The 26,135-nt window shown below is 71.4% G+C and carries 20 protein-coding genes; 10 read left to right on the plus strand and 10 right to left on the minus strand.

All coding sequences use genetic code 11. The features are described from left to right. Window positions 1-680: 680 nt before the first annotated feature. Window positions 681-3,254, minus strand: a complete 2,574-nt coding sequence (gene pepN, locus ACIO9J_RS16440; RefSeq protein WP_401998999.1) for an aminopeptidase N — start codon at window positions 3,252-3,254, stop codon at window positions 681-683. A 144-nt stretch (window positions 3,255-3,398) separates the two neighbouring features. On the opposite strand from pepN, the gene ACIO9J_RS16445 reads away from it, so the two are divergent. Beyond that, window positions 3,399-4,046: a DsbA family protein gene (locus tag ACIO9J_RS16445; protein ID WP_401999002.1), complete on the plus strand. Its 648-nt coding sequence runs from the start codon at window positions 3,399-3,401 to the stop codon at window positions 4,044-4,046. Window positions 4,047-4,061: 15 nt separating this feature from the next. On the opposite strand, the gene ACIO9J_RS16450 is transcribed toward ACIO9J_RS16445, so the two are convergent. The 4 genes from ACIO9J_RS16450 to ACIO9J_RS16465 form a co-directional block, all read right to left on the minus strand. Continuing rightward, the gene (locus ACIO9J_RS16450; RefSeq protein ID WP_401999005.1) at window positions 4,062-4,268 is read right to left on the minus strand and encodes a hypothetical protein; all 207 of its coding nucleotides are present in this window, start codon (window positions 4,266-4,268) and stop codon (window positions 4,062-4,064) included. A 163-nt stretch (window positions 4,269-4,431) separates the two neighbouring features. Further along, window positions 4,432-5,082, minus strand: a complete 651-nt coding sequence (locus ACIO9J_RS16455) for a superoxide dismutase (RefSeq protein WP_401999008.1) — start codon at window positions 5,080-5,082, stop codon at window positions 4,432-4,434. Between the two features lie 192 nt (window positions 5,083-5,274). Next, window positions 5,275-6,705 (minus strand): amino acid permease, encoded by a 1,431-nt coding sequence (locus tag ACIO9J_RS16460; protein ID WP_401999011.1) that lies wholly within the window; start codon window positions 6,703-6,705, stop codon window positions 5,275-5,277. Window positions 6,706-6,851: 146 nt separating this feature from the next. After that, on the minus strand, window positions 6,852-8,255 hold the full coding sequence (locus ACIO9J_RS16465; protein WP_401999014.1) for an amino acid permease: 1,404 nt from the start codon (window positions 8,253-8,255) through the stop codon (window positions 6,852-6,854). Window positions 8,256-8,529: 274 nt separating this feature from the next. Between ACIO9J_RS16465 and ACIO9J_RS16470 the strand changes: the two genes are divergently transcribed. Then, on the plus strand, window positions 8,530-9,108 hold the full coding sequence (locus ACIO9J_RS16470) for a biotin transporter BioY (RefSeq protein ID WP_401999016.1): 579 nt from the start codon (window positions 8,530-8,532) through the stop codon (window positions 9,106-9,108). On the opposite strand, the gene ACIO9J_RS16475 is transcribed toward ACIO9J_RS16470, so the two are convergent. Together ACIO9J_RS16475 and ACIO9J_RS16480 are read right to left on the minus strand one after the other, a co-directional pair. After that, the gene (locus ACIO9J_RS16475) at window positions 9,098-10,468 is read right to left on the minus strand and encodes an FAD-binding oxidoreductase (protein ID WP_401999019.1); all 1,371 of its coding nucleotides are present in this window, start codon (window positions 10,466-10,468) and stop codon (window positions 9,098-9,100) included. The genes ACIO9J_RS16470 and ACIO9J_RS16475 overlap by 11 nt on opposite strands. Window positions 10,469-10,596: 128 nt before the next feature. Next, window positions 10,597-12,075, minus strand: a complete 1,479-nt coding sequence (locus ACIO9J_RS16480) for an amino acid permease (RefSeq protein WP_401999022.1) — start codon at window positions 12,073-12,075, stop codon at window positions 10,597-10,599. A 194-nt stretch (window positions 12,076-12,269) separates the two neighbouring features. On the opposite strand from ACIO9J_RS16480, the gene ACIO9J_RS16485 reads away from it, so the two are divergent. Continuing rightward, window positions 12,270-12,755 (plus strand): ribose-5-phosphate isomerase, encoded by a 486-nt coding sequence (locus ACIO9J_RS16485; protein WP_401999025.1) that lies wholly within the window; start codon window positions 12,270-12,272, stop codon window positions 12,753-12,755. Window positions 12,756-12,911: 156 nt separating this feature from the next. Beyond that, window positions 12,912-13,814 (plus strand): Fpg/Nei family DNA glycosylase, encoded by a 903-nt coding sequence (locus ACIO9J_RS16490; protein WP_401999028.1) that lies wholly within the window; start codon window positions 12,912-12,914, stop codon window positions 13,812-13,814. Here ACIO9J_RS16490 and ACIO9J_RS16495 read toward each other — a convergent pair. Further along, window positions 13,811-15,040 (minus strand): GNAT family N-acetyltransferase, encoded by a 1,230-nt coding sequence (locus tag ACIO9J_RS16495; RefSeq protein WP_401999031.1) that lies wholly within the window; start codon window positions 15,038-15,040, stop codon window positions 13,811-13,813. The genes ACIO9J_RS16490 and ACIO9J_RS16495 overlap by 4 nt on opposite strands. A gap of 152 nt (window positions 15,041-15,192) precedes the next feature. On the opposite strand from ACIO9J_RS16495, the gene ACIO9J_RS16500 reads away from it, so the two are divergent. Next, on the plus strand, window positions 15,193-16,368 hold the full coding sequence (locus ACIO9J_RS16500) for a PP2C family protein-serine/threonine phosphatase (RefSeq protein ID WP_401999034.1): 1,176 nt from the start codon (window positions 15,193-15,195) through the stop codon (window positions 16,366-16,368). A 120-nt stretch (window positions 16,369-16,488) separates the two neighbouring features. Here ACIO9J_RS16500 and ACIO9J_RS16505 read toward each other — a convergent pair whose 3' ends face one another. Then, complete coding sequence (locus tag ACIO9J_RS16505; protein ID WP_401999037.1) at window positions 16,489-17,712, minus strand: cation:proton antiporter; 1,224 nt, start codon at window positions 17,710-17,712, stop codon at window positions 16,489-16,491. A 300-nt stretch (window positions 17,713-18,012) separates the two neighbouring features. Here ACIO9J_RS16505 and ACIO9J_RS16510 point away from each other — a divergent pair, with 300 nt between their 5' ends. From ACIO9J_RS16510 to ACIO9J_RS16520, 3 genes are all read left to right on the plus strand, one after another. Further along, window positions 18,013-18,840, plus strand: a complete 828-nt coding sequence (locus ACIO9J_RS16510; RefSeq protein WP_401999040.1) for an ABC transporter ATP-binding protein — start codon at window positions 18,013-18,015, stop codon at window positions 18,838-18,840. After that, entirely contained in the window at window positions 18,840-21,293 is a 2,454-nt protein-coding gene (locus tag ACIO9J_RS16515) for an FtsX-like permease family protein (RefSeq protein WP_401999043.1), read from the plus strand. Before ACIO9J_RS16510 ends, ACIO9J_RS16515 begins: the two co-directional genes overlap by 1 nt. A gap of 126 nt (window positions 21,294-21,419) precedes the next feature. Next, window positions 21,420-21,872 carry an HD domain-containing protein gene (locus ACIO9J_RS16520; RefSeq protein WP_401999045.1) on the plus strand — a complete coding sequence of 151 codons (453 nt, stop codon included), beginning with the start codon at window positions 21,420-21,422 and terminating at the stop codon, window positions 21,870-21,872. Between the two features lie 9 nt (window positions 21,873-21,881). On the opposite strand, the gene ACIO9J_RS16525 is transcribed toward ACIO9J_RS16520, so the two are convergent. Beyond that, a complete protein-coding gene (locus tag ACIO9J_RS16525) occupies window positions 21,882-23,084 on the minus strand; it encodes an acyltransferase family protein (RefSeq protein ID WP_401999048.1) in 1,203 nt (400 codons plus the stop codon). A gap of 611 nt (window positions 23,085-23,695) precedes the next feature. Here ACIO9J_RS16525 and ACIO9J_RS16530 point away from each other — a divergent pair. Continuing rightward, complete coding sequence (locus ACIO9J_RS16530; protein WP_401999051.1) at window positions 23,696-23,890, plus strand: hypothetical protein; 195 nt, start codon at window positions 23,696-23,698, stop codon at window positions 23,888-23,890. A gap of 97 nt (window positions 23,891-23,987) precedes the next feature. Further along, complete coding sequence (locus ACIO9J_RS16535) at window positions 23,988-26,120, plus strand: serine/threonine-protein kinase (protein WP_401999053.1); 2,133 nt, start codon at window positions 23,988-23,990, stop codon at window positions 26,118-26,120. Window positions 26,121-26,135: the final 15 nt, after the last annotated feature.

A 26,135-nucleotide genomic window follows, 5' to 3' on the forward strand; every position in this document is an offset into this window, starting at 1 on the left:
CCACCCCGCGCTTCGCGCGGATCACCCCACCCGCCCGCCCGATTACCCCGCACTGGGAGGCGGGTGTAGGGGCGGGGCTCCCCGGCTTCCCCCTCGCGGTCCGGGTCAGTCCCGCGCTTCGCGCGGATCACTCCCGCCCGCCCACCCGTTTACCCCGCACCGAAAGGCGGGTGTAGGGGCGAGGCTTGCCGGCTTCCCCCTTGCGGTCCGGGTCAGTCCCGCGCTTCGCGCGGATCACTCCCACCCGCCCGCCCGATTACCCCGCACTGGGAGGCGGGTGTAGGGGCGGGGCTTGCCGGTGCCCCCTTGCAGTCCCGGCCAGCGCCGCGCTTCGCGCGGATTGCCCCCGCCCGCCCGATTACCTCGCGCCGAAGCGCGGACGTAGGAGTCGGCCCTTCAGCGACGCTCCGGCGCGGAGAATCGGGTGGGCGGGTGGGCGATATCCGCGCGGAGCGCGGGGCTGGTCCGGACGGCGGTGCGGATGGGGTAGACGCGCAGCGCAAGGGACGGTGAAAGACGGCGAGCGCCCTCTCCCGCGGAAAGCGGAACGCGGAACGCGGAAAGAGGCCCTCGACCTCGACCCACACGAAGGCCCACCCGGGCCAACCGGGTCGGGCGAAGGCCCGGGGGTGCCGGGCGGGCGCCGGCGGTCAGCCGGGCCCGCCCGAGATCCGCTCAGGCTAAGCGGCAGCGCCATCGCAGGACTGCGCCCGCAGCGCCCGCGCCAGGTCGTCGCGGGACTCCAGGACGAGGCGGCGCAGGGCGGGGGCCGCGTTCTCGTGGGTGGTGAGCCATGCGTCCGTCGCCGAGAGTGTCGTCTCGTCGGTGATCAGGTGCGGGAAGAGGCCCCGCACCACGTCCATGCCGATCTGGATGGACCGCTCGGACCAGACCCGCTCGATGGCGTCGAAGTACTTGGACACGTAGGGCGCCACGAGCTCCCGCTGCGAGGGCCGCGCGAAACCGGCGATCGTCGCCTCGACCAGCGCGTTGGAGAGCTGGTCCGACTCGACGACGGACGCCCACGCCTGCGCCTTGACCGCGGCGGAGGGCCGCGCGGCCAGGCACCGCACCTGGTGCCGCTTGCCCGACGCCGTGTCGTCACGGGCCAGTTCGGCGGCGATGACCTGCTCGTCGGCGGCGCCCCGCGCGGCCAGCGGGCTCAGGAACGCCCAGCGCAGCTCCTGGTCGACGTCCAGGCCGTCGATCTTGGCGGTGCTGTCCAACAGGCCCTGGAGCAGCTGGAGATCGGCATCGGAGGACGCCACCGTGGCGAAGAACCGCGCCCAGGTGAGCTGGTGCTGGCTGCCGGGCTCGGCGATCCGCAGCTCGCGCAGCGCGCCCTCGGCGAGCGCGCGCCCGCCCTCCTCGCGCCACTCGGGCGCCGCGTAGTGGGTGAGGGCGGAGCCCGTCCACGTGTGCAGCATCTGCAGGACGCCGATGTCGCTCTCGCGCCCGGCGAAGCGCAGCACGAGGGCGACGAAGTCCCGCGTGGGCATGAGCCCGTCGCGGGTGAGGCTCCACAGCGCGGACCAGCACAGCGCGCGGGCCAGCGGGTCGGTGATGTCGCCCAGGTGCTCGCGCAGCGTGGCGAGCGAGGTCTCGTCGAAGCGGATCTTGCAGTACGTCAGGTCGTCGTCGTTGACCAGGACGAGCTCGGGAGCCTCGGCACCGGCCAGCTCGCCCACCACCGTGCGCGGGCCCTCGACGTCGACCTCCGCGCGCGCGTAGCGCTCCAGGTCGCCGCCGGCGGCGCGGCGGTAGAGGCCCACCGCGACCCGGTGCGGGCGCAGTTCGGGGTGCGACTCGGCGGCCTCCTGGAGCACGGAGAGCTCGGTGATCCGGCCCTCCGCGTTCAGGATGACCTGCGGGGTCAGGGAGTTGACGCCCGCCGTCTGGAGCCAGGACCGGGACCAGGAGGCCATGTCGCGCCCGGAGGTCTCCTCCAGGACGGAGAGCAGGTCGCCGAGGACGGTGTTCCCGTACGCGTGCCGCTTGAAGTAGCGCCGGGCGCCTTCGAGGAACGCGTCACGCCCCACGTAGGCGACGAGCTGCTTGAGCACGCTCGCCCCCTTCGCGTACGTGATCCCGTCGAAGTTGAGCTTGGCGTCCTCCAGGTCGCGGATGTCGGCCGTGACCGGATGCGTGGAGGGCAGCTGGTCGGCGCGGTAGGCCCACGCCTTGCGGTTGTTGGCGAAGGTGATCCAGCCGTTGGTGAAGCGGGTCGCCTCGACCATCGAGAAGGAGCCCATGAAGTCGGCGAAGGACTCCTTGAGCCACAGGTCGTCCCACCAGCGCATGGTGACGAGGTCGCCGAACCACATGTGGGCCATCTCGTGCAGGATCACGTTGGCCCGGCGCTCGTAGGACGCGGTGGTCACCTTGCCGCGGAAGATGAACTCCTCGCGGAAGGTCACCAGGCCCGGGTTCTCCATCGCGCCGAGGTTGTACTCCGGCACGAACGCCTGGTCGTACTTCCCGAAGGGGTACGGGTAGTCGAAGTTGTCGTGGAAGAAGTCCAAGCCCTGCTTGGTGACCAGGAAGACGTCGTCGGCGTCGAAGTGCGGGGCGAGGCCCTTGCGGCACATCGCGCCGAGCGGGATCTCCAGGCGCGTGCCGTCGTCCAGGACGCGCTCGTAGGAGTCGCTCACGTAGTGGTAGGGGCCGGCCACGATCGCCGTGATGTACGTCGAGATGGGCTTGGTCTCGGCGAACTTCCAGACGCCGTCGCTCAGTTCACCCACGCCGTTGGACCACGCGGTCCAGCCCTCGGGGGCCCGCACCGAGAAGCGGTAGGGCGCCTTCAGGTCGGGCTGCTCGAAGTTGGCGAAGACGCGGCGCGAGTCGGCGGGCTCGTACTGCGTGTAGAGGTAGACCTCGCCGTCCTCCGGGTCGACGAAGCGGTGCATGCCCTCGCCGGTGCGGCTGTAGGCGCACTGGGCGTCCACCACCAGCTCGTTCTCCTCGGCCAGGTCCTCCAGCGTGATCCTGGTGCCGTCGAAGACCTCGGCGGGGTCCAGGTCCTTGCCGTTGAGCGAGACCGCGGTGACGCCGGGGGCGATCAGGTCCGCGAAGGTCGCGGCGCCCGGCTCGGCGGAGCGGAAGCGGATCGTGGTGACGGACCGGAAGGTGCGCGGCTCCTGACCGCTCTCGCCGACCGCCGACCGCAGGTCGAGGAAGACCTCGTAACCGTCGACGGAGAGCAGCGCGGCCCTCTCGTGGGCCTCGTCGCGGGACAGATTCTCACCGGGCACGGGCGGCACTCCCTTGTGACTCGCATGACTCGTACGAATGTCTACGATCCTCGCATGTGCCGTCCGCGGCCGGCATCCGGGAATGCCCCGGTGTGCCACTGACGTTTCCCCGGCCAGATGCGAACGGATTCCCTAGGGAGAGACATGTCCGAGAACGGCAGCAAGACCCCCGTCGACTTCTGGTTCGACCCGCTGTGCCCCTGGGCCTGGATGACCTCGCGCTGGATGCTCGAGGTGGAGAAGGTCCGTGACGTGGAGGTCCGCTGGCACGTGATGAGCCTCGGCGTGCTGAACGAGGACAAGCTCGACGAGCTTCCCGAGGCGTACCGCGAGAACATGCTCCCCGGCGGCAAGTCCTGGGGCCCGGTCCGGGTCGTCATCGCCGCGCAGCAGCTGCACGGGGAAGAGATCACCGGCGCCCTCTACACCGCGCTCGGCACCCGCATCCACAACCGCGGCCAGGGCGTGAGCGACGAGAGCATCGCCGGCGCCCTCGAAGAGGTGGGGCTGCCCGCCGACCTCATCGAGTACGCGCGCAAGGACACCTACGACGCCGAGCTGCGCGCCTCCCACAAGGAGGGCATCGACAAGGTCGGCCAGGACGTCGGCACGCCCGTCATCGCCGTGCCCGGCGCCGACGGCGAGCAGGTCGCCTTCTTCGGCCCGGTCGTCACCCCGGCCCCCAAGGGCGAGGCCGCGGCGAGGCTCTGGGACGGCACGCTCCTGGTGGCATCGACCCCGGGCTTCTACGAGATCAAGCGGACGCGCACGCAGGGCCCGATCTTCGACTGAGCCGGGCCCACAGGCTCACAGGTACGGCGGAAGGTCGAACCCGTCCCTGTAGTCGAAGTAGTTCTGGACGCGCCGGCAGCCCGGGTGGCCGCACCGCCAGTACTTGCCGGAGTCCGCGCTTCCCACCCGGGCGACGACGAAGTCCAGTGCGCCGTCTTTGGGCTTCAGGAAGCTCTGAAAGCTGTCGTCACAGTTGAGGCAGCGCTTCGAGGGGTCAGACATGGCGCCACCGTCCCCCGGAACCGCGCATACCGAAAGGCCCCCGTGAGTCATGTCCTCACGGGGGCCTTTCCTCTATCCGCCTGCCTCAGCGAAGGTTGAGAAGACGATCACGAGGCGGGGCGTTCATGCGGCTGTCACCGGGGGAGCGGACGACAGCCGTGGCTCACGGGGCGAGCAGCAGGCTGTTGACCCGCTCCTTGGCGGCGGCGTAACGCTTGGCCACGTCCTGCCAGTTGACGACCTGCCACATGGCCTCGATGAAGTCGACCTTCTGGTTCTTGTACTGCAGGTAGAAGGCGTGCTCCCAGGCGTCGAAGACCAGGACCGGCGTCGAGCCCTGGCCGATGTTGCCCTGGTGGTCGTAGACCTGCTCGACGATGAGGCGGCCGCTGAGCGGCTCGTAGGCGAGCACGCCCCAGCCGGAGCCCTGCGTGGTCGCCGACGCCTTGGTCAGCTGGGCCTTGAACTTGGCGAAGGAGCCGAAGGACTCGGTGATCGCGTCCGCGAGCTCGCCGACGCCGTCGGCCGCCAGCGGCTCGCCGCCGCCACCGTCCTTCGGGCTGTTCATGTTGTGCCAGTAAATGCTGTGCAGGATGTGACCGGAGAGGTGGAAGGCCAGGTTCTTCTCCAGGCCGTTGATGGCGCCCCACGTTTCCTTGTCGCGCGCCTCCTCCAGCTGCTCAAGGGTGTCGTTCGCGCCCTTCACGTACGCCGCGTGGTGCTTGTCGTGGTGCAGCTCGATGATCTGCGGGTTGATGACCGGTTCGAGCGCCGCGTAGTCGTACGGAAGTTCAGGAAGCGTGTAAATGGCCATGATCCGAGCCCTCCGACTGCTGCTCTGCTGTAGTGCGCTGCGTTGCCCAAGTTATTGCAACTCATTCGCAAGTGCAGGCTAGCAGCAGGAGGTGCGCGAAGTTGATCAGCCCTTCGTCCTAGGTCCGCACGGGAATACGAGGAGCCCCGGACCAGTTGGTCCGGGGCTCCTCCAGCTCGGTCGGGGCGGGTGCTACGCCGCCGCCCGCTTCTCCGCCAGCTTCTGCCGCACGATGCCGATCACCGCGAGCACCAGCGTCAGCGTGCCCGTGGCGAGCAGCTGCTTGCGGGTGTCGGGCTGCTCCGTCATCAGATAGAACACGTACGCCATCGCGGCCAGCGCCACCCAGGTCAGGAAGGGGAACGCCCACATCTTGATGACCAGCTTCTCCGGCTCCTCGCGCTCCGTCCTGCGGCGCAGGATCAGCTGCGACGCGGCGATGAAGATCCAGACGACCAGGATCATCGCGCCGATCATGTTGAGCAGCCAGGGGAAGACGTCGTCCGGGCGCCAGTAGCTGAGCAGCACGCAGACGAAGCCGAAGACCGAGGAGGCGAGCACCGCGAAGCGCGGCACGCCGCCCGAGACCTTGCCGAGCGCCTTGGGGCCCATGCCGCGGTGGATCAGCGAGTACGACATCCGCGAGGCGCCGTAGATGTTGGCGTTCATCGCGGAGAGCAGGGCGATCAGGACGATGACGTTCATGATCTGACCGGCCCCGGGGATGCCCAGGTGGTCGAGCGTGGCGACGTACGGGCCCTTGGCCACGACCTCCTTGTCGTCCCAGGGCAGCAGCGTGACGACGACCAGCATCGAGCCCACGTAGAAGAGGGCGATGCGCCACATCGCGGTGCGCACGGCCTTGGCGACCGACTTGACCGGGTTCTCGGACTCGGCGGCGGCGATCGTGACGGTCTCCAGACCGCCGTACGCGAAGACCGAGGCGAGGAGGCCGATGATGAGTCCGTCGGTGCCGTTCGGCATGAAGCCGCCGACGCCGGTGAGGTTGTCGGTGCCGGGCGCGGACGCGTCGGAGCCGGGCAGGATGCCGAGGATCGCCAGGACGCCGATGCCGAGGAAGAGCGTGATGGCGCCGACCTTGAGCGCGGCGAACCAGAACTCGAACTCGCCGAAGTTCTTCACGGCCGTCAGGTTGGCGCCGCAGAACACCAGCATGAAGAGGGCGACCCAGGCCCACTCGGGGCTGTCGGGGAACCAGCCCACCATGATCTTCGCGGCGCCGATGCCCTCCAGGCCGACGGCGACGCAGAGCAGGAACCAGAAGCCCCAGCCCGCGGTGAAGCCCGCCCAGGGGCCGATGGCCCGCTCGGCGTGCACGGAGAAGGATCCGGACGCCGGGTTCGCGGCCGACATCTCGCCCAGCATGCGCATCACGAGCATGACGAGCGCGCCGGATATCGCGTACGCGAGGACGATCGAGGGTCCCGCGGCGGCGATGCCCGCGCCGGAGCCGACGAAGAGCCCCGCCCCGATCACGCCGCCGAGGGCGATCATGGAGAGATGCCGCTGCTTGAGGCCGTGCACCAGCGGGGAGTCGGCCTTGGGTGCTGCGTCGGGTGCTGGGTCGGGTGCTGCGTCCTGGGGGGTGGACGTCCGAGACATGGGCGTGCCCTGTTCAGTAGCCGAGACGGGGGAGCGAGCGGCCCACAGTCTGAAGTCCGGTACCGCTGACAGGGAACAGCTGACCGCTATACGGACACGACGCTCACACGTTGTGAAGCAATGGGCACGTCACGTTCACGTGCTGTTCACACACGCCTCTGGCGCCACTCCCGCACCCCGGCGATCGCGAGCACGAGCCCCGTCGCCCCCGCCGACCAGAGCAGCTGCGGCCGCGCCCCGTCGTCCGTCACCATCAGGCCGAGCACGACGGCCATCGCCACCAGCGCCGCCCACGTCAGATACGGGAACGCCCACATCCGCAGCACCAGCCGCTCCGGCGCCTCGCGCTCGATGCGCCGCCGCAGGCGCAGCTGGGAGACCGCGATCAGCGCCCAGACGAACAGGAGCACCGCGCCGACCGCGTTGAGCATGTAGAGGAAGACGGAGTCGGGCCACTTCAGATTGAGCACGACCGACACGAAGCCGAAGGCCACCGAGGCGAGCACCGCGCGGCGCGGCACCCCGCCGCCCGACACCTTCAGCAGGGACCGGGGGGCCTCGCCGCGCTCGGCGAGCGAGAAGATCATCCGCGAGGAGCCGTAGAGGTTGGCGTTGAGCGCCGAGAGCAGCGCCACGAACACCACGATGTTCATGATCGTCCCGGCCGAGGGCACCCCGATCGAGTCGAGCACCGTCACGTACGGACTGATCCCCGCCTTCTGCGCGGTCCAGGGCAGCACCGTCACGATGATCAGCATCGACCCGACGTAGAAGAAGAGGATGCGGTAGACGGCGCTGCGCACCGCGCGGGCCACCGAGCGCACCGGGTCGTCGGACTCGGCGGCCGCGATCGTGACGACCTCCAGGCCGCCGAAGGCGAAGACGACGGCGAGCACCCCGGAGATCACGCCCGACCAGCCGTGCGGCAGGAAGCCGCCCTGCCCGGTGAGGTTCGTGAGGCCCACGGGGTCGGTGTCGGGCAGCACGCCGAAGACCGCGAGCAGGCCGAGCACCAGGAACGCGATGATCGCGAAGACCTTCAGGGTCGCGAACCAGAACTCGAACTCGCCGAAGTTCTTCACCGCGGCCAGGTTGGCGCCGGTGAAGACCAGCATGAAGATCAGCACCCAGGCCCACTGCGGGACGCCGGGCGCCCACCCGTTGGCGATCTGCGCGGCGCCCGTCGCCTCCACGGCGAGCACGACCACCAGCAGGAACCAGTAGAGCCAGCCGACGCTGAACCCGGCCCAGCGGCCGAGCGCGCGCTCCGCGTGCACCGAGAAGGAACCGGACGCGGGCATCGCCGCGGACATCTCGCCGAGCATCCGCATCACGCACATCGCGAGCGCGCCCGCGATCAGATACGACACGACGATGCCGGGCCCCGCGACCGCGATGCCCGCGCCGGAGCCGACGAAGAGCCCGGCGCCGATGACACCGCCGAGGCCGAGCATGGTCAGGTGGCGCTGCTTGAGGCCGCCGGCGAGCGGTTCGTTCTCCTCCCCGAGGGGCGTGGCCGTGGCGGCCGCGACGGTTCCGGGTTCGTGCATGGTGCTCAGTGCCGCTCTCAAGATCAGCAAAGCTCCGGCGAAGCTTTGGCGGGAACCTACAGTCTCCCCGGGCGGCCGCCCTTCGCGCAAAACGGGGCACCTGCCCGCCGACCTCAGTGACGAGCATCACGCCCGGCGAGGTGTACAGGACCTCCTTTGTACGGAGCCCACCAAGCCCCCGCCCCGGGGTTGTCGGCCGGAGACCGTGTCGCGCCGCGTCCGCCTGGGATAGCGTCGGCAGGTCCCAACCTGCCCTCCTCCCAGCGGAGTCCCGATGAGCATCGCCGCCGCCACCGCCCGCCCCGGCCAGGTCCTCGCCGACCTGCTCCCGTCGTCCCGCGTGAAGGACGCCGCCCTCGTGCTCGGCGGCGCCGCGCTCACCGGGGTCGCCGCCCAGATCGCGGTGCCCGTGCCGGGCTCCCCGGTGCCGGTGACCGGGCAGACCTTCGCCGCGCTGCTCGTCGGCACCTCGCTCGGCGCCCGCAAGGGCTTCCTGTCGCTCGCGCTGTACGCCCTCGTGGGCATGGCGGGCATGCCGTGGTTCGCCGAGGCGGGCTCCGGTGTCGCCGCGCCGTCCCTCGGCTACGTGCTCGGCATGCTGCTCGCCGCCACCGTGGTCGGCGCCCTCGCCCGCCGCGGCGGCGACCGCTCCGTGCTGCGCACGGCGGGCACGATGGTCCTCGGCTCCGCGATCATCTACGCGGTCGGCGTCCCCTACCTGGCGGCCGCCACCGGCATGTCGCTGACCCAGGCCGTCGCCGCCGGGCTCACGCCCTTCCTGATCGGCGACGCCCTGAAGGCCGCCCTCGCGATGGGCGCGCTGCCCACGGCGTGGAAGTTCCTCAACCGCTAGCGCGCACGTCGTAGTTCCGCCTGAAGAGGTTCGCCGGGTCGTACGTGGCCTTCAACTCGGCGAGCCTCTTCCGCGTCTCCGGGTCGTAGAGCCCCTCGGGCCTGTCGCCCCCGCCGAAGGCGAAGTTGAGCGAGCGCCCGAGGGCGTCGTGCGCCACGAGCCCGAACGCCTGAGCGTGCACGGCCCGCGCGGACTCGACGTCCGTGCCGTCCAGCGGCGACAGGATCCGGATCAGCCAGCCCGCGTCGCGGAAGGGCACCGCGTTCTCCGCGGGCTTCGCGAGCGCCCCGCCCAGGTGGTTGATCTGGACGACGTGCATCGAGGCCGCGTCCGGCCCGGTCAGGGCGAGGAGTTCACCGGCCGCCGCGACGTCCAGACCGCTCAGGACCACGTTGTCCCCGTAGTAGGCGTGCGGGAAGTCCGGGTCGCTGTGGATGGTGGGGCTCTCGGCGTACGGCATCTCCCGCAGCGTGTCCGAGACCGCGGGCCCCAGCTGCCGCAGCGGTGCCACCAGCCGCTCGCCCTCGGCCTCGGTGCCGGTGAAGGCGACCCGCACCGAGACGAGGTAGCGGCCGCGCAGATGGGGCGGGAGCTGCGGGATGTCCGGGTAGACGACGGCGGCCAGCGACGAGGTCAGCGCGTCGGGCACGGTCCGCGTCCACGCCTCGTAGCCGCGCAGCAGGGCGGCGGGGTCGACGGCGGCCCCGTCGAAGGCGATCGCGCCGCCGTACAGCCTGGCCACCGGCACCAGGTCGATCTCAAGATCCGTGACCACACCGAGGTTCGCGCCGCCGCCGAGGAGCCCCCAGAACAGCTCGGGCGCGCTGTCCGCGGTGACGTGCCGCGGTGTGCCGTCCGCGGTGACGACGTGGAGCGAGCGGACGTGGTCGGCCGCGTAGCCGAACTCCCTGCCGAGGATGCCGAGCCCGCCGCCCAGCGTGTACGACACGACGCCCACGCTCGGCGCCGAGCCGTTCAGCGGGGCGAGCCCGTGCGGCGCGGCCGCCTCGGCGACCTGCCCCCAGCGGGCGCCCGCCCCGACGGTGACGGTCCGCGCCGCCGCGTCGACGCGCACGGAGTCCATCCGCCGCGTGCTGACCAGGACGCCGCCCTCCGAGGCCGCGGGCACACCGTGCCCGGTGGCCTGGACGCCGACGGGCAGGGCGTGCGCGGCCGCGTACGACACGGCGGCGACGACGTCGTCGGTGTGCTCGGCGCCGAACACGAGCGCGGGCCGCGTCGCGAAACCGGTCTGGAACCCGGCGAGTTCCTCGTCGTACCCGGTGTCGCCGGGCCGGAACACGAGTCGCTGTGCGGTGAAGTCCACGGGATGCCTCCGTTGAGCTGCGGTGCCTGTCATGGGCGCAGCATCCCGCAATAACCTGACACCCGCCGTCAACTTTTCCGGCGCCCGTGTCCGGACACGACGACGCCCCCGCGGAATGCTCCGCGGGGGCGTCGTCGGACGAACCGGTCCTGTCTCCGTACCTATCCCTGGACCTGGTCCTTGGCCGGCTCCTGGACCTCGTCCCGGGGCCTGACCTTCTCGCGGACCAGCGAGAACACGACCACGAACGCGGCCGCGAGGAGCGAGAGGAGCACCTGCTTGCGCCCGGCGTCGTCGGTGAGCATGTAGACGAGCACGAACGAGATCATCGCGATCGTGACCCACGTCAGATACGGGAAGAGCCACATCTTCACGACGAGCTTCTCGGGCTCCTCGCGCAGGATGATCCCGCGCATCCGCAGCTGCGTGAACGAGATCATCAGCCAGACGAACAGGGCCACCGCGCCCGAGGAGTTGAGCAGGAAGTCGAAGACGGTGTCCTTCCACTGGTAGTTGAACCAGACGGCGACGAAACCGAAGACGACGGAGCCGAGGATCGCGGCCTGCGGCACGCCGCGGGCGTTGGTGCGGGCGAAGGCCTTGGGCGCGTCACCGCGCCGGCCGAGCGAGAAGGCCATGCGGGAGGCGGTGTAGAGCCCGGAGTTGAGGCAGGAGAGCACGGCGGTGAGGACGATGACGTTCATGACCTGACCGGCGTGCGGGATGCCGATCGAGTTCAGCGCGGCGACGTAACTGCCCTCCTTGACGATCGACTTGTCGTTCCACGGCAGCAGCGTGATGACGACGAAGATCGAGCCCAGGTAGAAGACGCCGATGCGCCAGATCACGCTGTTGGTCGCCTTGGTGACGGCGCGCTGCGGGTCCTCGGACTCACCGGCGGCCAGCGTGACGATCTCGGAGCCCATGAAGGAGAAGACGACCATCAGGACACCGGTGAGGATGGCGCCCGCGCCCTTGGGCATGAAGCCGCCCGCGTCGGTGAGGTGCGCGAATCCGGCGCCGGGGTTGTCGGATCCGGGCAGCACGCCGAAGACGGCGAGCAGGCCGACGATCACGAAGCCGCCGATGGCGACGACCTTGATGCCGGCGAACCAGAACTCGAACTCGCCGTAGGAGCCCACGGACACCAGGTTGGTGGCGGTGAGGACGACCATCACGATCAGCGCCCAGCCCCACTGCGGGACGGCGGGTATCCAGCCGTTGAGGATGACGGCACCCGCGGTGGCCTCCACCGCGAGCACGACGACCCAGAAGAACCAGTAGAGCCAGCCGATGGAGAAGCCGGCCCAGCGGCCGAGCGCCTGGTCGGCGTAGGTGGAGAAGGAGCCGGAGGTCGGCCGTGCGGCGGCCATCTCGCCGAGCATCCGCATGACGAGCACGACCATCGTGCCGACGAGGGCGTACGAGATGAGGATCGCGGGCCCCGCGGCGGCGATGCCGGAGCTGGACCCGACGAAGAGTCCGGCGCCGATCACACCGCCGATGGCGATCATGGAGAGGTGCCGGTTCTTGAGACCCGCTTGCAGGCCGTCACCGTTGTCACCGTTGTGGCCAGACTGCGGATCCCCAGGGGATGCCGGGTCGCTGTCTGCCTTCGCAAGGGAGGGTTGCGAGGTCATTGACGAATCCTTAAGTTCTCGGGTCTCGAGCCCCCGCATTCAAACTCAGGGGTGAACGGGACGGAAGTCCTGAATCCGGATCGTTGTATTCGGTCCAATGGCCTGGACCAAGGTCCCTGCCCGAGGCGTCTCGGCAAGATCAAGGTCCTGCCCGGTCGCGGCTACCCCCTCCACGACATGCCACACTCGGTCCCATGCGCGTGTACCTCGGCTCGGATCATGCCGGCTACGAACTCAAGAACCACCTGGTCGAATGGCTCAAGAGCCACGGCCACGAGCCCGTCGACTGCGGGCCCCACATCTATGACGCCCAGGACGACTACCCGCCGTTCTGCCTGCGCGCCGCGGAGCGGACCGCCGCGGACCCGGAGGCCCTCGGCATCGTCATCGGCGGCTCGGGCAACGGCGAGCAGATCGCCGCGAACAAGGTCAAGGGCGTCCGCGCGGCGCTGGCCTGGAGCGAGCAGACCGCGGCGCTCGGCCGTGAGCACAACGACGCCAACGTGGTCTCCATCGGCGGCCGGATGCACACCCAGGACGAGGCGACCAAGTTCGTCGAGATCTTCCTGAACACGCCGTACTCCGGCGAGGAGCGGCACACTCGCCGCATCGAGATGCTGTCGGCGTACGAGAACACGGGCGAGCTGCCCGCGATCCCCGCGCACCACCCCCAGCAGTAGCCCACGCCAGCCGTAGCCCACCCCACGGGGCTCCGCCCCGGACCCTGCTCCTCAATCGCCGGAGGGGCTGATTCGGCAGGCCGTTTCAGCCCGTCCGGCGTTTGAGGACGAGCCCTTGAGGCGAGTTTTCACCGAGCTCACCCCCGGAGGGACCCCGTGCCGGAAGGCCACACGATTCACCGACTGGCCCAGGACCACCTGGCGCGCTTCGGGGGCCGCGAGGCCACCGTGCGCAGCCCGCAGGGCAAGTTCTCCGACAGCGCCGCGCTGATCGACGGCAGGCTGCTGGCGACCGCCGAGGCCCACGGCAAGCACCTCTTCCTCGGCTTCGGCGAGGGGGACACGGACTGGGTCCACATCCACCTCGGCCTCTTCGGCAAGTACGCCGTCGGCGAGATGCCCGCCCCGCCCCCCACGGACACCGTCCGCCTCCGGCTGCTCAACGACGCGTACTACTCCGACCTGCGCGGCCCGACCACCTGCGCCCTCATCACGGACGACGAGAAGCAGGCGATACACGACAGGCTCGGCCCCGACCCGCTGCGCGACGGGGACGACCCGGACAGGGCCTACCGGCGGATCTCCCGCAGCCGTACGACCGTCGCCGCCCTGCTCATGGACCAGAAGGTCATCGCGGGCGTCGGCAACGTCTACCGCGCCGAGGTCCTCTTCCGGCACGGCATCGACCCCTACACCCCGGGCAAGGACCTCACCGAGCGCCAGTGGGCGGCGATCTGGCAGGACCTCGTGGAGCTGATGCGCGAGGGCGTCCGGCTCAACCGCATCGACACCGTCAGGCCCGAGCACACCCCCGAGGAGATGGGCCGCCCGCCGCGCGTGGACGACCACGGCGGCGAGGTGTACGTCTACCGCAGGGCGAACCTGCCCTGCCACATCTGCGGCGGCGAGATCCGCACCGCCGACCTCGCCGCCCGCAACCTCTTCTGGTGCCCGACCTGTCAGGGTGGCGCCCCACAGGGGCGCGGGGAACTGCGCGACCAGCCACGACGCACCCGCGGCCAAAGCCCCCGTCCGAAGCCCCCGGCTAGATCACGCTAGAAGTTGTGCGGCAGCCACGGCGCCGCCCCCGAGCCGAAGGCCAGCGACGCCTCCGCCAACGCGCCGCCGCGCAACTCCCGCACCCGGCCCGCGCCCGCCAGGGACGTCAGGGAGGTGCCGCCCAGGTAGGCCGCGCCCAACTCCCGTACGGAGAGGGCGAGATCGGCCGGGTCCCTGGTGCGCTCGCACGACGCGCCCTTGGTGTCACCCGTGAGGCGCCAACGTCCCTCGTTCCAGGGACAGAAGGCGTCCGTCACCTCGAACACCACGTCGACGGGCGTCTGGTAGGTGCGCGCCTCAAGGGCGGCGCCGAGCTCCACGAGCCGTACGTACAGCGAGTCCCGCACCGCGAGGTCGCAGCGGCGCACGTCCGAGACGAGCTGGAGCAGCGGGTCGTCCACCGGGCGGCTGCGCGCGACGACCGACGACGTGAGGTCGATGTCGAAGAGGAACTGCCACAGCACCGCGTACGCCCCGGGCTCGACGGCCTCCAGATCGCGCAGCTGCACCGTGCTCTTGGGGCCCTGCCACTCCCACGCGGGCTTCACGGAGAACCGCACGTACCCGACGAGCTCCCCGTCCCGCTCCGCGACCACGCACTGCAGCGGCGACGCGCCACCGCGGTCGGACGGCGGGTCGAGCAGCCCGAGCCGCTCCCAGCCGGGGTTCCTGGCCAGCAGGCCGGGACGCTCACCGACCCGGCGCGCGTACAGGGCCTCGCAGGCCTCGTGGACATCGGCGGGCTTCGCGTACCGGAGGCGTACGCCGTCCGCCCCCGCCGGGACGGCGAGCCGCACCCGGTCCGTGTCGATGGTGGCCTTCATCTGCTGGCTGGCCGCCCCGTACCCGAACCGGCCGTAGATCGCGGGCTCCGAAGCCGTGAGCACGGCCAGCGGCTCGCCGCCCGCGCGCACGTCGTCCAGCTGCTTGCGCATCATCGAGGTGAGGAGGCCGCGCCGCCGGTGCGTGGCCGCGACGCTGATCATGGTCACGCCCGCCGCGCCCACCAGCGCGCCGCCCGGCACGGAGAGCCGGAAGCTGAACGCACCCGCGGTCCCCACGCACGACGCCCCGTCCCATACGCCGAACGAGCGGTCGAACTCGACCAGCGCGCGCCACAGCCGCTGTTCCTGGGGCGACTCCGCGACGCCGCCGAACGCGACGTCCAGCGCCCCGTACCACGCGTCCCAGTCGGCTTCGTCGAGCACCCGCACGTCTGTCGTCATATGCCATCCCTACCAGTGCGGTACGCGCCGGTGCGACCGGATTTCCGCAGTCCGAAAGTCGTGTCCGCGGTGGTTTCCGGCATGCCTCTGACGGGGGACAAGTGGGACCTCCCGTGCGAAGTGCCCGGCCCGCTGGATAGGGTCCACGAGCAATGGGAGTAGGAGAGCAGGGGCGCGGACGACGCGAGCGTCGTGCGGAAGCCGAGACGTTCACGGCCCGGATGAAGAAGCGGCTGCACCGGGCCCGCATCGGCCTGCGCAAATCCGGGGTCGACTACTTCCGCGGCGACGGCTCCGACTGGATCGCCCTCGCCGGGCTGCTCCTGACCGTCCCGCTGATCACGTGCTGCACGATCGTCAACAACGTGTGGTTCTCGCCCGCCGCGCTCGTCCTGCCGATCGTCGCGGGCGGCCTGCTGCTCCGCCCCGCCAGCCTGCTCGGCCTGTACGCGGCCTCCGCGGTCGCCCTGATCGTGGAGTCGGTGAAGCTCGGCCCGTACACGGAGGGCCCCTCCAGGGTCACCCCCGGCGTGGTCCTCGTGGTCGCCGCCTGCGGCTTCTTCGGCCTGGTCATCGCCCAGTTCCGCAGCCGGGTCGGCGTGCCCTGGCGCGGCGGCGGCACCATGCTCTTCGACCTGCGCGAACGCATCCGCGTCCAGAGCAAGCTGCCGAAGCTGCCGCGCGGCTGGCACCGCGAGATGGCGCTGCGCCCGGCCGGCGGCCAGTCCTTCTCCGGCGACTTCGTGGTCGCGGCCCGCACCAACGGCGGCCGCACCCTGGAGGTCGTCCTCACCGACGTCTCCGGCAAGGGCATGGACGCCGGGTCGCGCGCCCTGCTCCTGTCCGGCGCCTTCGGCGGCCTGCTCGGCTCGCTGCCCCCGCACTCCTTCCTGCCCGCCGCCAACGGCTATCTGCTCCGTCAGGACTGGGACGAGGGCTTCGCGACCTCCATCCACCTGGTCCTCGACCTGGAGACCGGCGACTACGAACTCTTCTCCGCGGGCCACCCGCCGGGTCTCCAGCTCAGCGCGGGCAGCGGCCGCTGGGAGGAGAAGGCGGGCCAGGGCCCGCTGCTCGGCGTCTACGACGGCGCCCAGTTCGACCCGGTCAAGGGCATGCTGCGCCCCGGCGACGTCCTGATGCTCTTCACGGACGGCCTGGTGGAGACCTCCGACCGCGACATCGCCGAGGGCATGGACCGGCTGACGGGGGAGGCCGACCGGTACGTGGCCGGGGGCTTCCACGGCGCCGCCTGGCACCTGATCGAGGCGGTCGCGAAGGACGTCAACGACGACAGGGCGCTGCTGCTGATCTGCCGGGAGGCGTGAGCGGGCCCGGCAGTGAGCGGGCCCCGAAGTGGCCGAGCCCGGCAGTGACCGGCCCCGGACGCGACGGAGCGCGGGCCATCGCTGCCCGCGCTCCGCACCGCCGTCTCCGGGACGAGCCGCCTACGGCACGCTGTTCGCCGAGGCCCGTTCGCTCTCGCTCTTCACCGCCGGATCCGAGGGACCCGGGCCCGCCGCCACCGCGAGGTCACGGCCGCCGGGCAGGATCCGCGCCAGCCAGGCCGACCTGCCCGCGGCCAGCGGGCCGAGGACGGCGAGGAGCAGGACGTACCCCGCGATGAAGGGGGAGAGGCGCGAGTCCAGGCCCGCGCCCGCCGCCATCGTGGCGAGGATCAGGGCGAACTCGCCGCGGGCGAGCAGCGTGGTGGAGATGTTCGCCGCGGGGCCCGCGCCGAAGCCGTAGACGCGCGCCGCCCCGAGGCCCGCGAGGACGTTCATCAGCAGCGTCAGCGCGACCGCCGCGAGCACCGGCCACAGGACGACCGGCAGGTCGCCGGGGTCGATGGAGAGGCCGAAGGCGAAGAAGAAGATCGCACCGAAGGCGTCCCGCAGCGGGTGCACCAGGGTGCGGATGCGGTCGCCGGACGCCGTGCTGCCGAGCATCAGGCCGACCATGAAGGCGCCGATCGCGTCGGCGACGCCGAACCACTCGGAGACACCGGCGACGAAGACCGCGACGCCGAGGAAGGAGATGACGAGCAGCTCGTCGTCCTTGGTGTCGAAGAGCCGCCCGATGACGGTGGTGCCGAAGCGCGCCGCGAGGGCGAGCAGGAGCAGGAACCCGAAGGCCTTGCCGCCGTCCAGCACGGCGGCGGAGAGGCTGTCGGCGCCGGACAGGATCGGTTGCAGCGCCGCCAGGTAGAGCGCGAGGAAGATGTCCTCGACGACGATGATGCCGAGGATCGGCTTGGTCTCGGGGTTGCCGAGCCTGCCGGTGTCCACGAGGACCTTCGTGACGATCGCGGAGGACGAGATGCCGAGAACTCCGGCGAGGACCAGGGCCTCGGAGGTGCCCCAGCCGAGCGCGAATCCGAAGCCCAGGCCGGCGCCGACGTTCAGAGCGAGGTAGATGCCTCCCGCGACGGCCATCTTGCGGCCGCCCGTCTTGAGGTCGTCCATGTGGAACTCGAGGCCGAGGTAGAAGAGCAGCAGGACCAGGCCGAGCGCCGAGAGCATTTCCAGGTCGTGGGGGTCGGAGACCAGGACCACGCCGGGGGTGTGCGGGCCGAGCAGTATCCCGGCCAGGATGAAGAGGGGAATGGTGGGAAGTCCGATGCGGCCGCCGAGGCGGGCGAGCACGGCGGCGGCGAGAAAGGCGCCGCCCATGGCTATCAAGGTGTCTGCGTGTCCGATGGGCCCGTTCCTCCTGTTTGGTCGGTACGAGTCGACAGGGCATAAGGATTAGTGCAAAGGAAGCGTCAAGAACGCGTCAATACTTAGGTTACCAAACGACTTCTTCGGCGACTCCTGAAGATCCGGGGTGGGGTTCTCCCCACCCCCGGTTCGCCAGCGGCCCTCATGGTCCGCACCACCCCCTTCTCCGTACGTTCGAGACATCGACCGGGACACCGGTCAGCGCCGGTAACAGCGCTCGACGAGACGTACGAACGGAAGGCGGGCACAGCCATGGGGCTGCGACGGAAGAACCGGACCGAAGAAGGCGCGGAGGCCGTGCGGATGCCCGCCATGCCGACCGGCCGGCCCGGCGCATCGGCCGTCGAACTGCGCGGTGTCCGCCGCCAGTACGGCCGGGGCTCCGGCGCGGTGCACGCCCTCGCCGGCATCGACCTGACCCTGCCGCGCGGCAGCTTCACCGCGGTGATGGGCCCCTCCGGCTCCGGCAAGTCCACCTTCCTGCAGTGCGCCGCGGGCCTCGACCGGCCGAGCGCGGGCACCGTCCACCTCGGCGGCACCGAGATCACCGGCATGAGCGAGAACAAGCTCACCGCGCTGCGCCGCACCCGCCTCGGCTTCGTCTTCCAGGCCTTCAACCTGCTGCCCTCGCTGACCGTCGAACAGAACGTCGTCCTGCCGATGCGCCTCGCGGGCCACCGCCCCGACCGCCGCAAGGCCGCCGAGATGCTCACCCGCGTCGGCCTCGGCGACAAGGGCAGGCGCAGGCCGGGACAGCTCTCCGGCGGCCAGCAGCAGCGCGTCGCCATCGCCCGCGCGCTGGTCACCGAGCCCGACGTGATCTTCGCCGACGAGCCGACAGGGGCACTGGACACCACCACGGCCACCGAGGTGCTCGGCCTGCTGCGCTCCGCCGTCGACAGCATGGGCGCCACCGTCGTCATGGTCACCCACGACCCGGCGGCCGCCGCCTACGCCGACCGCGTCCTCTTCCTCGCCGACGGCTCCATCGTCGACAGCATCGCGCGCGGCTCCGCCCAGCAGATCGCCGCCCGCATGACGACGCTGACCGCGCCCGCCCACGTGGGGGCCGCGGCGTAATGGCGTACACACCCAACGGTCTGGCCCGCGCGGCCGTCCGCTTCAAACCCGCCGCGTTCGTCGGCACCTTCGTCGCGCTCATGATGGCCTCGCTGATCGTCACCGCGTGCGGCATCCTCCTGGAGACCGGCCTGCGCGCCTCCGTGCCGCCCGAGCGCTACGCGGGCGCGCCCGTGGTCGCCGCCGCCGACCAGAAGGCCCACTTCACCACCGGCAGCGGCGAGGAGGAGTACGAGGACAGCACCCCGCTGCCCGACCGGGCCCGGCTCGACGACGCCCTGGTCGCCAAGGCGGCCGCCGTCCCCGGCGCCCGCGCCGCCGTCGCCGACCTCACCTTCCCCGTGCGCTCCGGCGACCGGTCCGTCACCGCGCACGGCTGGGGCTCCACCGCCTTCACCGGCGAGAAGCTCACCTCGGGCAGCGCGCCGAGGACCGGCGAGGTCGTGCTCGCCGCGCCCGGCGCCGAGACGGGCGAGCGCGTCACGCTGACCACCGCGGACGGGCCGCGCCAGTACCGGATCTCCGGCACCGTCGGCGCCGGAGAGGGCGGCGCCACCGCCTGGTTCGCCGACTCCGATGCCGTCCGCGTCTCCGGCCACCCCGGACGCGTCGACGCCATCGCCGTACTGCCCAAGGCCGGAGTCTCCGACGCGGCCCTCAAGTCCCAGGTGGCACACGCCCTCGGCGGCAAGGCCGAGGTCCACACCGGCGACGGCCGCGGCGAGGTGGAGGACGCCACCCTCGCGTCCGCCAAGGAACTGCTCAGCGGACTCGGCGGCTCCTTCGGCGGCATCGCCGCCATGGTCGCCGTCTTCACCGCCGCGGGCACCGTCGCGCTCTCGGTGGGCCAGCGCGCCCGCGAGTACGCGCTGCTGCGCGCCATCGGCACCACGCCGCGCCAGATCCGCCGCACCATCGCCACCGAGACCCTGCTCGTCGCCCCGCTCGCCGGAATCGCCGGTGTGCTGCCCGGCATCGGCCTGGCCACCTGGTGGTTCGGGCAGCTGAAGGAGAAGGGCGCGATCCCCGAGGCCGTCGCGCTCTCGGTCTCCTTCATCCCGCTCGTCACCGCCGTCGGCGTCGCCGTGCTGACCGCCCTGTGCGCCGGCTATCTGGCCGCCCGCCGCCCCTCCCGCATCAAGCCGGGCCAGGCGCTGAGCGAGGCGGGCACCGAGCCGCTGCGGCTCGGCTGGATCCGCACCCCGCTCGGCGTCGGCGCGCTCGTCGGCGGCATCGTCTTCGCCGGGGTCGCGGCGAAGGCCACCGGCGAGGACGCGGCGAACGCGGCGCTCGGCGTCGTCATGCTCTTCATGCTCGCGGTCGCCCTGCTCGGCCCGCTGATCGCCCGGCTGTGCGCCGCCCTGTTCGGCCTTCCGCTGCGCGGCGCGGGCGCCCCCGGTTCGCTGGCCGCCGCCAACTCCCGTACGAACGCCCGCAGGCTGGCCTCCGCGATCACCCCGATCGTGCTCGCCATGGCCTTCTCCTCCGTGCTCGTCTTCATGCACACCAGCGAGGAGCGGGTCGCCGCCGACCAGCAGCGCGCGGGCATCACCGCGGACCACATCCTCACCTCGGACGCGGGTCTCGCCCCCGGCACCGTGGCGCGGGCGGCCCAGGCCAAGGGCGTCACCGCCTCCCTCGGCGTGCTCAAGACGAGCGTCCTGGTCCAGAAGGGCTCCGGCGGCGACCGCTGGCTGGAGACGGTGCCCACGCAGGCCGTGACGGGCTCGGCCGCCGACCTCGCCGCGGTGCAGGACCTGAAGGTCGAGACGGGTGCGCTGAAGCTCGGCAAGGGGGAGATCGCCGTCGACGCGGGCCTCGCCGACGCCGCGCACGTCACGACCGGCGAGCGCCTGTCCCTCGTGCTGCCCGACGGTACGAAGGCGTCGCCGAAGGTCGTGGCGACGTACGGCAGGGGCCTCGGCCTCTCCCAGATCACCATGGACGCGGCCGCCGTGAAGCGGCACGTCACCTCGTCCTTCGACACCGAGGTCTGGACGAAGGGCGGCTCCGCGGCGGCGCTCGGCGGCCTCGGCACGCTCCTCGACCGCGACGGCTACACCACCGCGCGGTCCACCGAACGCGAGGTCAACACCTGGGCGAACACCGTCATGGCGGCCGTACTCGGCGGCTTCGCGGCCGTCGCCGCGGCCAACACCCTGGTGATGACGGTCCTGGACCGCCGCCGCGAACTCGGCACGCTGCGCCTGATCGGCTCCACCCGCCGCCAGGTGATGCGGATGATCCGCTGGGAGGCCCTGATGGTCGCCTGCGCGGGCATCGCCATCGGCACGGCCATCGCGTTCGCCACGCTGGTCCCGATGATGAACGGCCTGACCGGCGAATCCCCGTACGTCCCGCCCCTGCTGTACGGCTCGTTCGTGGCGGCGATCCTGACACTGGGCCTCGCGGCGGCGACGCTCCCGGCGAGGGCGGCACTGAAGTCCACCTAATCAGCCCCTCCGGCGTTTGAGGAGCGGGGTCCGGGGCGGCGCCCCGGGGTGCGGGCCCGGACCCCGGGGTCCACGGGCGGAGCCCCACGCTTCGGGTAGGGGCGGGCCTGGGGAAGGATTCCCCGTATGGACCCCACCCCGACCCTCCCGCTCGCCGACGTCGAAGCCCTCGCCAGAGCCGCGCACGCCGCCCAGCGGGACAAGGCAGGCCGCCCCTACGCCGAACACCTCCAGGCCGTGGCCGAGGGAGTCGCGGCACGGGGCGGTGACGACGAGCAGATCGCCGCCGCCTGGCTGCACGACGCGGTCGAGGACGACGCCCTGTCGGAGCGGTGGCTGCGCGACGCCCCCCTGACGCCCCGCACCAAGGCCATCGTCCTCGCGCTGACCAAGCGCGCCGACGAGCCCAAGGAGGCGTACGCCGCCCGCATCCTGGCGACGGAGGGAGCCCGCCTGGTCAAGGAGGCGGACCTGGCGCACAACGCCGACCCCGCCCGCCTCGCCGTCCTCGACGCGACGACAAGGGCGCGCCTGACGGTGAAGTACACCGCCATGCGCGCCCTGTTGGGGATTCGGTAGGAGGGTCGGCTAGGAGGACTTGGCCCGCTCCCGTGCCAGCTGCGCCGCGTCCCGCTTGAAGGCCCACTCCATCTTGGGCTCCATCGCGAAGCGGAACATCCGCTGCACCGGTGGCGTGCAGAGCAGCGTCACCACGGTCGCGGCGACCACGGTCACGAAGATCTCACCGGCCGGCTTGTGCAGCCACGCGTAGTCGTCGAACCAGCCCCAGAAGCGGGAGCCCTTGGCGAGGAAGCCGTGCAGCAGGTAGCCGTAGAGCGTGCCCGCGCCGAGGACCGTGAACCACATCTTGCGGCGCGGCACCCACGCGAAGAAGCACGCGGTGAGGATGACCGAGCAGCCGAAGAGCGCCAGCGTCATCATGACGCCGATCCACCAGGGGAAGCCCAACTCCTGCGCGCTGTCCCTGCGGTAGAACCACACGGACGACATCCGGGGCGCCGCCCAGTAGGCGAGCAGCAGGGCGCACGCGAGGATCGGCACGGACAGGATCCGCACCTCGCGGCGGCGCACCAGCTGGAAGTGCTCGGGCTTCATGCACAGGCCGAGCACGAAGAACGGCAGGAACTGCAGGACGCGCTGGAGGTCGAGGTCGTCGCCGATGTCCGGCGAGATCACGGCGAGCGTCGCCACGGCGAGCGCGAGCGGCACCGGCCAGCGCACCAGTTTCCACAGCGGCACGGTGAGCCGCCATACGAAGAGCGCGACCAGGAACCAGGTGAGGTACCAGGGGTCGAGCAGGCTGATGGGCTGCGTCGGGTCGTCGTCCGCCCACCGTTTGAAGAAGGTGTACGCCACTTCGAAGATGACGTACGGCACGGCGACACCGGTCACGAGCCGCTTGAGGCGGTCGGGCCGCATGTCGAAACTGCGGGAGAAGTAGCCGGAGATCACGATGAACGCCGGCATGTGGAAGGTGTAGACGGTCATGTACAGCGCTTCGGCGACGCGGCTGTGGTCCGTCAGGGGTTCCCACGAGTGGGCCATCGCCACGAGGACGATCGCCAGGTACTTGGCGTTGTCGAAGAACGCGTCGCGCTGCTTGGCCGGCTTGGACGCGTCCTTGGCGGTGTCGCGGCCGGACGGGGTGGGGGGAGCGGTCGCGGCCTGCGGCGTCGGGTAAGGGCGGGGAGAGGGCACTCCGGCCGCCGGCACCTGGGCCGGGGGGAGCGGCGTCCGTTGGCTTCCGTGCGGGTGCACCGAGTTGGTCACAGGCCCTCCCGCCTAGAGCTCGGTGAGACGATCCGGGACCGCACTGCGCCTGCGGGGGTGGTGGCAGCGTGGAACATCTGAGGCACCTTAGCGGCGCGGCGGTGATTTCGTAAAACCCTCGTCACTTCTCTCAACTCAATCCACCTGGGGAATCCCGCTTATCAGCTCTGGCTATCGGGTCCGGGTACCCAGGAATCACCAGGAGTCGACAAAGAGATGTGACTGCATCTTGTCCCGTACGTCACAACTCATCCGGTTTAAATGGTGCATAACACCCTCGGGCGACTCTGGTGATATGTCCGGATGGCCGGAGGATTAAGGGCCGGGGATGTGCGCGCGGCAACAATTCGAATTTCCTGCGAACGTGATGTGTGCCGATGGAAACGATCAAGCCGAAATGGTGCCACCGCAGGTCCCCGAATTGCCGTGCGGCAACGCGCTGTTCCCACGCCCCCCGGGGCGCCCCCGCGCGCCCGCCCCGCGAAGCGTTGGCCGACGATGTGTCACCGGCCGCATACCAGCGGCGTGTTGGTGGCACGATGGTCCTGGCGGGGGTGTGCGGGGTCGTACCCCCCGGGCCGGGAGAGTGACCGACCTAGGGTGTGATCAGTGTGGCCATTTCGCTGTCAGTGGTACTGCTGTTGGCGATCATCCTTGTGGTGCTGATCCGCGGGGGATCACTCAAGGCGGGGCCCGCGATCGTCGCGGTGCTCTTCGGCTTCTTCCTCGCCTCCACAGGGATGGCGCCTTCGATAAACAGGTTCCTGAACGAACTGGCGCAGACCATCAACTCGATCAGCTTCTGAGCCCCTGAGGCTCTTCGGGGGCGCGTCCCCGGGGCGGCGTCTGCCGCGGGGAACTCGTCGGTGAGTGCGGGGACCACGGGGGACGGGGGCGTACGGGATGGTTCTGCGCGAGTCCGACCCGGCGGTGATCGGCGGCTATCCGATCGAGGACCGGCTCGGCTCCGGCGGCATGGGCGTCGTCTATCTCGCCCGCGCCGCGTCCGGCCGCCCGCTCGCGGTCAAGGTCGTGCACGGCCAGTACGCCGACGACCAGGAGTTCCGCGCCCGCTTCCGCCGCGAGGTGGCCGCCGCCCGCCGGGTCAGCGGAGCCTTCACCGCCCCCGTCGTGGACGCCGACGCGGACGCCGCCAACCCGTGGATGGCCACGGTCTACATACCCGGCGAGAACCTCGGCGGCCATGTCCGGCGCGCGGGACCGCTGCCCAAGGACCGGCTCCGCGAACTGGCCGCGGGCCTCGCCGAGGCGCTGCGCGACATCCACCGCGTCGGCGTGGTCCACCGCGACCTGAAACCGGCCAACGTGATGCTCGCCGACGACGGCCCCCGCGTCATCGACTTCGGGGTCTCCCGCGCCGCCGAGGCCCTCGGCGCCGACGCCCTCACCCAGACCGGGCGCGTCATGGGCACCCCGCCGTACATGTCGCCCGAGCAGCTCACCAACCCGCGCGACGTGGGCCCCGCCTCCGACGTGTTCTCGCTCGGCGCGGTCCTCGCGTACGCGGCGACGGGCCGCGGCCCCTTCGACAGCGACAGCCCCTACGAGACGGCCACCCGCGTCGTCGACGCCGAACCCGAACTGGCCGAGGTCCCGGGCGAGTTGCGGCCCCTCCTGGCGCAGTGCCTGGCCAAGCACCCCAAGGCGCGCCCCACCCCGGACGAGTTCCTCGCGCTGCTCCAGGGCGAGCCGGTGCCGCCCAGGCCGGAGCCCGACCCCACGGGCGCCCGGCCCGGCTCCGGCGCACCCGCCCCGCGCCCGCGCCGCAGAAGGCTCCTGGTCACGGCATCGGTGGGCGGCCTGCTGCTCGCGGTGCTCGGCGCCGGACTCGCGGTGCGCCTGGCCGGGGACGAACCCCCGGCGGCCGCCGAACTGCCCGCGGGATGGCGGGCGTGGCAGGCCAAGGACACCTCGCGCGAGGGGGACGAGGCATCGGGGCCGTTCGCGAACTGCGCCGCCGTCCGCGCGGGCCTGCTCTGCGCCGGGGACGAGGTCAAGGCCGTCCGCTTCTCGCTGGCCACCGGCAAGGAGGAGTGGAGCCACCCCGCCGACCCCGTCCGGGACGACTTCGGCAACTCGGACGGCGAGATCCTCGGATCCCGGGCCGACCGGATCTTCGTCTACGCCAACGACGAGACGGTCAAAGGCAAGGGCGCCGACGAGGAGGCCACCTCGCACTACGCGATCCAGGCCCTCGACGCGCGCACCGGCGACACGCTCTGGTCCGAACCGGTCCAGCGCGGCCAGTACGCCTCGGCGCCGGAGCCCGGACCCGACATGAGCACCGTCGCGGTCACGGACGAGGGCGTCCTCACCACCTACGGCGCCGACGCGTCCTCGTACGCGCTGCTCCGCCCCGAGGACGGCGAGCCCCGCTGGCGGCGCCCCTTCGGCAAGGGCGCGGACTGCGCGCTGCGTGAGGCGGCGGGCAAGGGCTATCTCGTCTGCCAGTCGGAGAAGTCGGGCACCCGCGTCTCCCGGCTCGCGACGGCCACCGGAAAGCCGGTGTGGACCGCCGCCCTGCCCGGCACGCTCTCGCTCCTGGGCCAGGCCGAAGGGCGCCTGCTGTTCGTGGACTCCTCCGGCGCCGGCTACCGCAAGCTCGTCACGTACGAGCCGCGCAACGACCGCGTGCGCACGGTCACGCTGGCCCGCCCGCTGGGCAGCGGCTCGACGGTCGCGCTCAGCAGGGGCACCCTCTACTTCGCCCAGAGCAGCGGCGGCATCCACGCCGTCGACCCGCGCACGGGACGCCAGGCCTGGAGCCGCAACTCCAGCGTCGAGTTCCCCGGCCGCCCGCTGGCCTCCGCCACCCACGTCTACGTGGCATCGCCCAGCGGCCGCCTCGCGGCCCTGGACCGGGACACCGGCGAGGTCTCCTGGACCCGCGCGGGGCGCGGCGGGGCGAGCGCCGGGCCGGCCGACACCGGGGCGCCGCTGACCCTGGTGGGCGACGCCCTCTACATCCCGTACGGCGTGCGCTCCGTCTACACCGTCGACGTGCGCCACCCCTGACCCGGAGGGCGCACA

Source organism: Streptomyces sp. NPDC087300 (assembly GCF_044744425.1).
Lineage (GTDB): Bacteria > Actinomycetota > Actinomycetes > Streptomycetales > Streptomycetaceae > Streptomyces.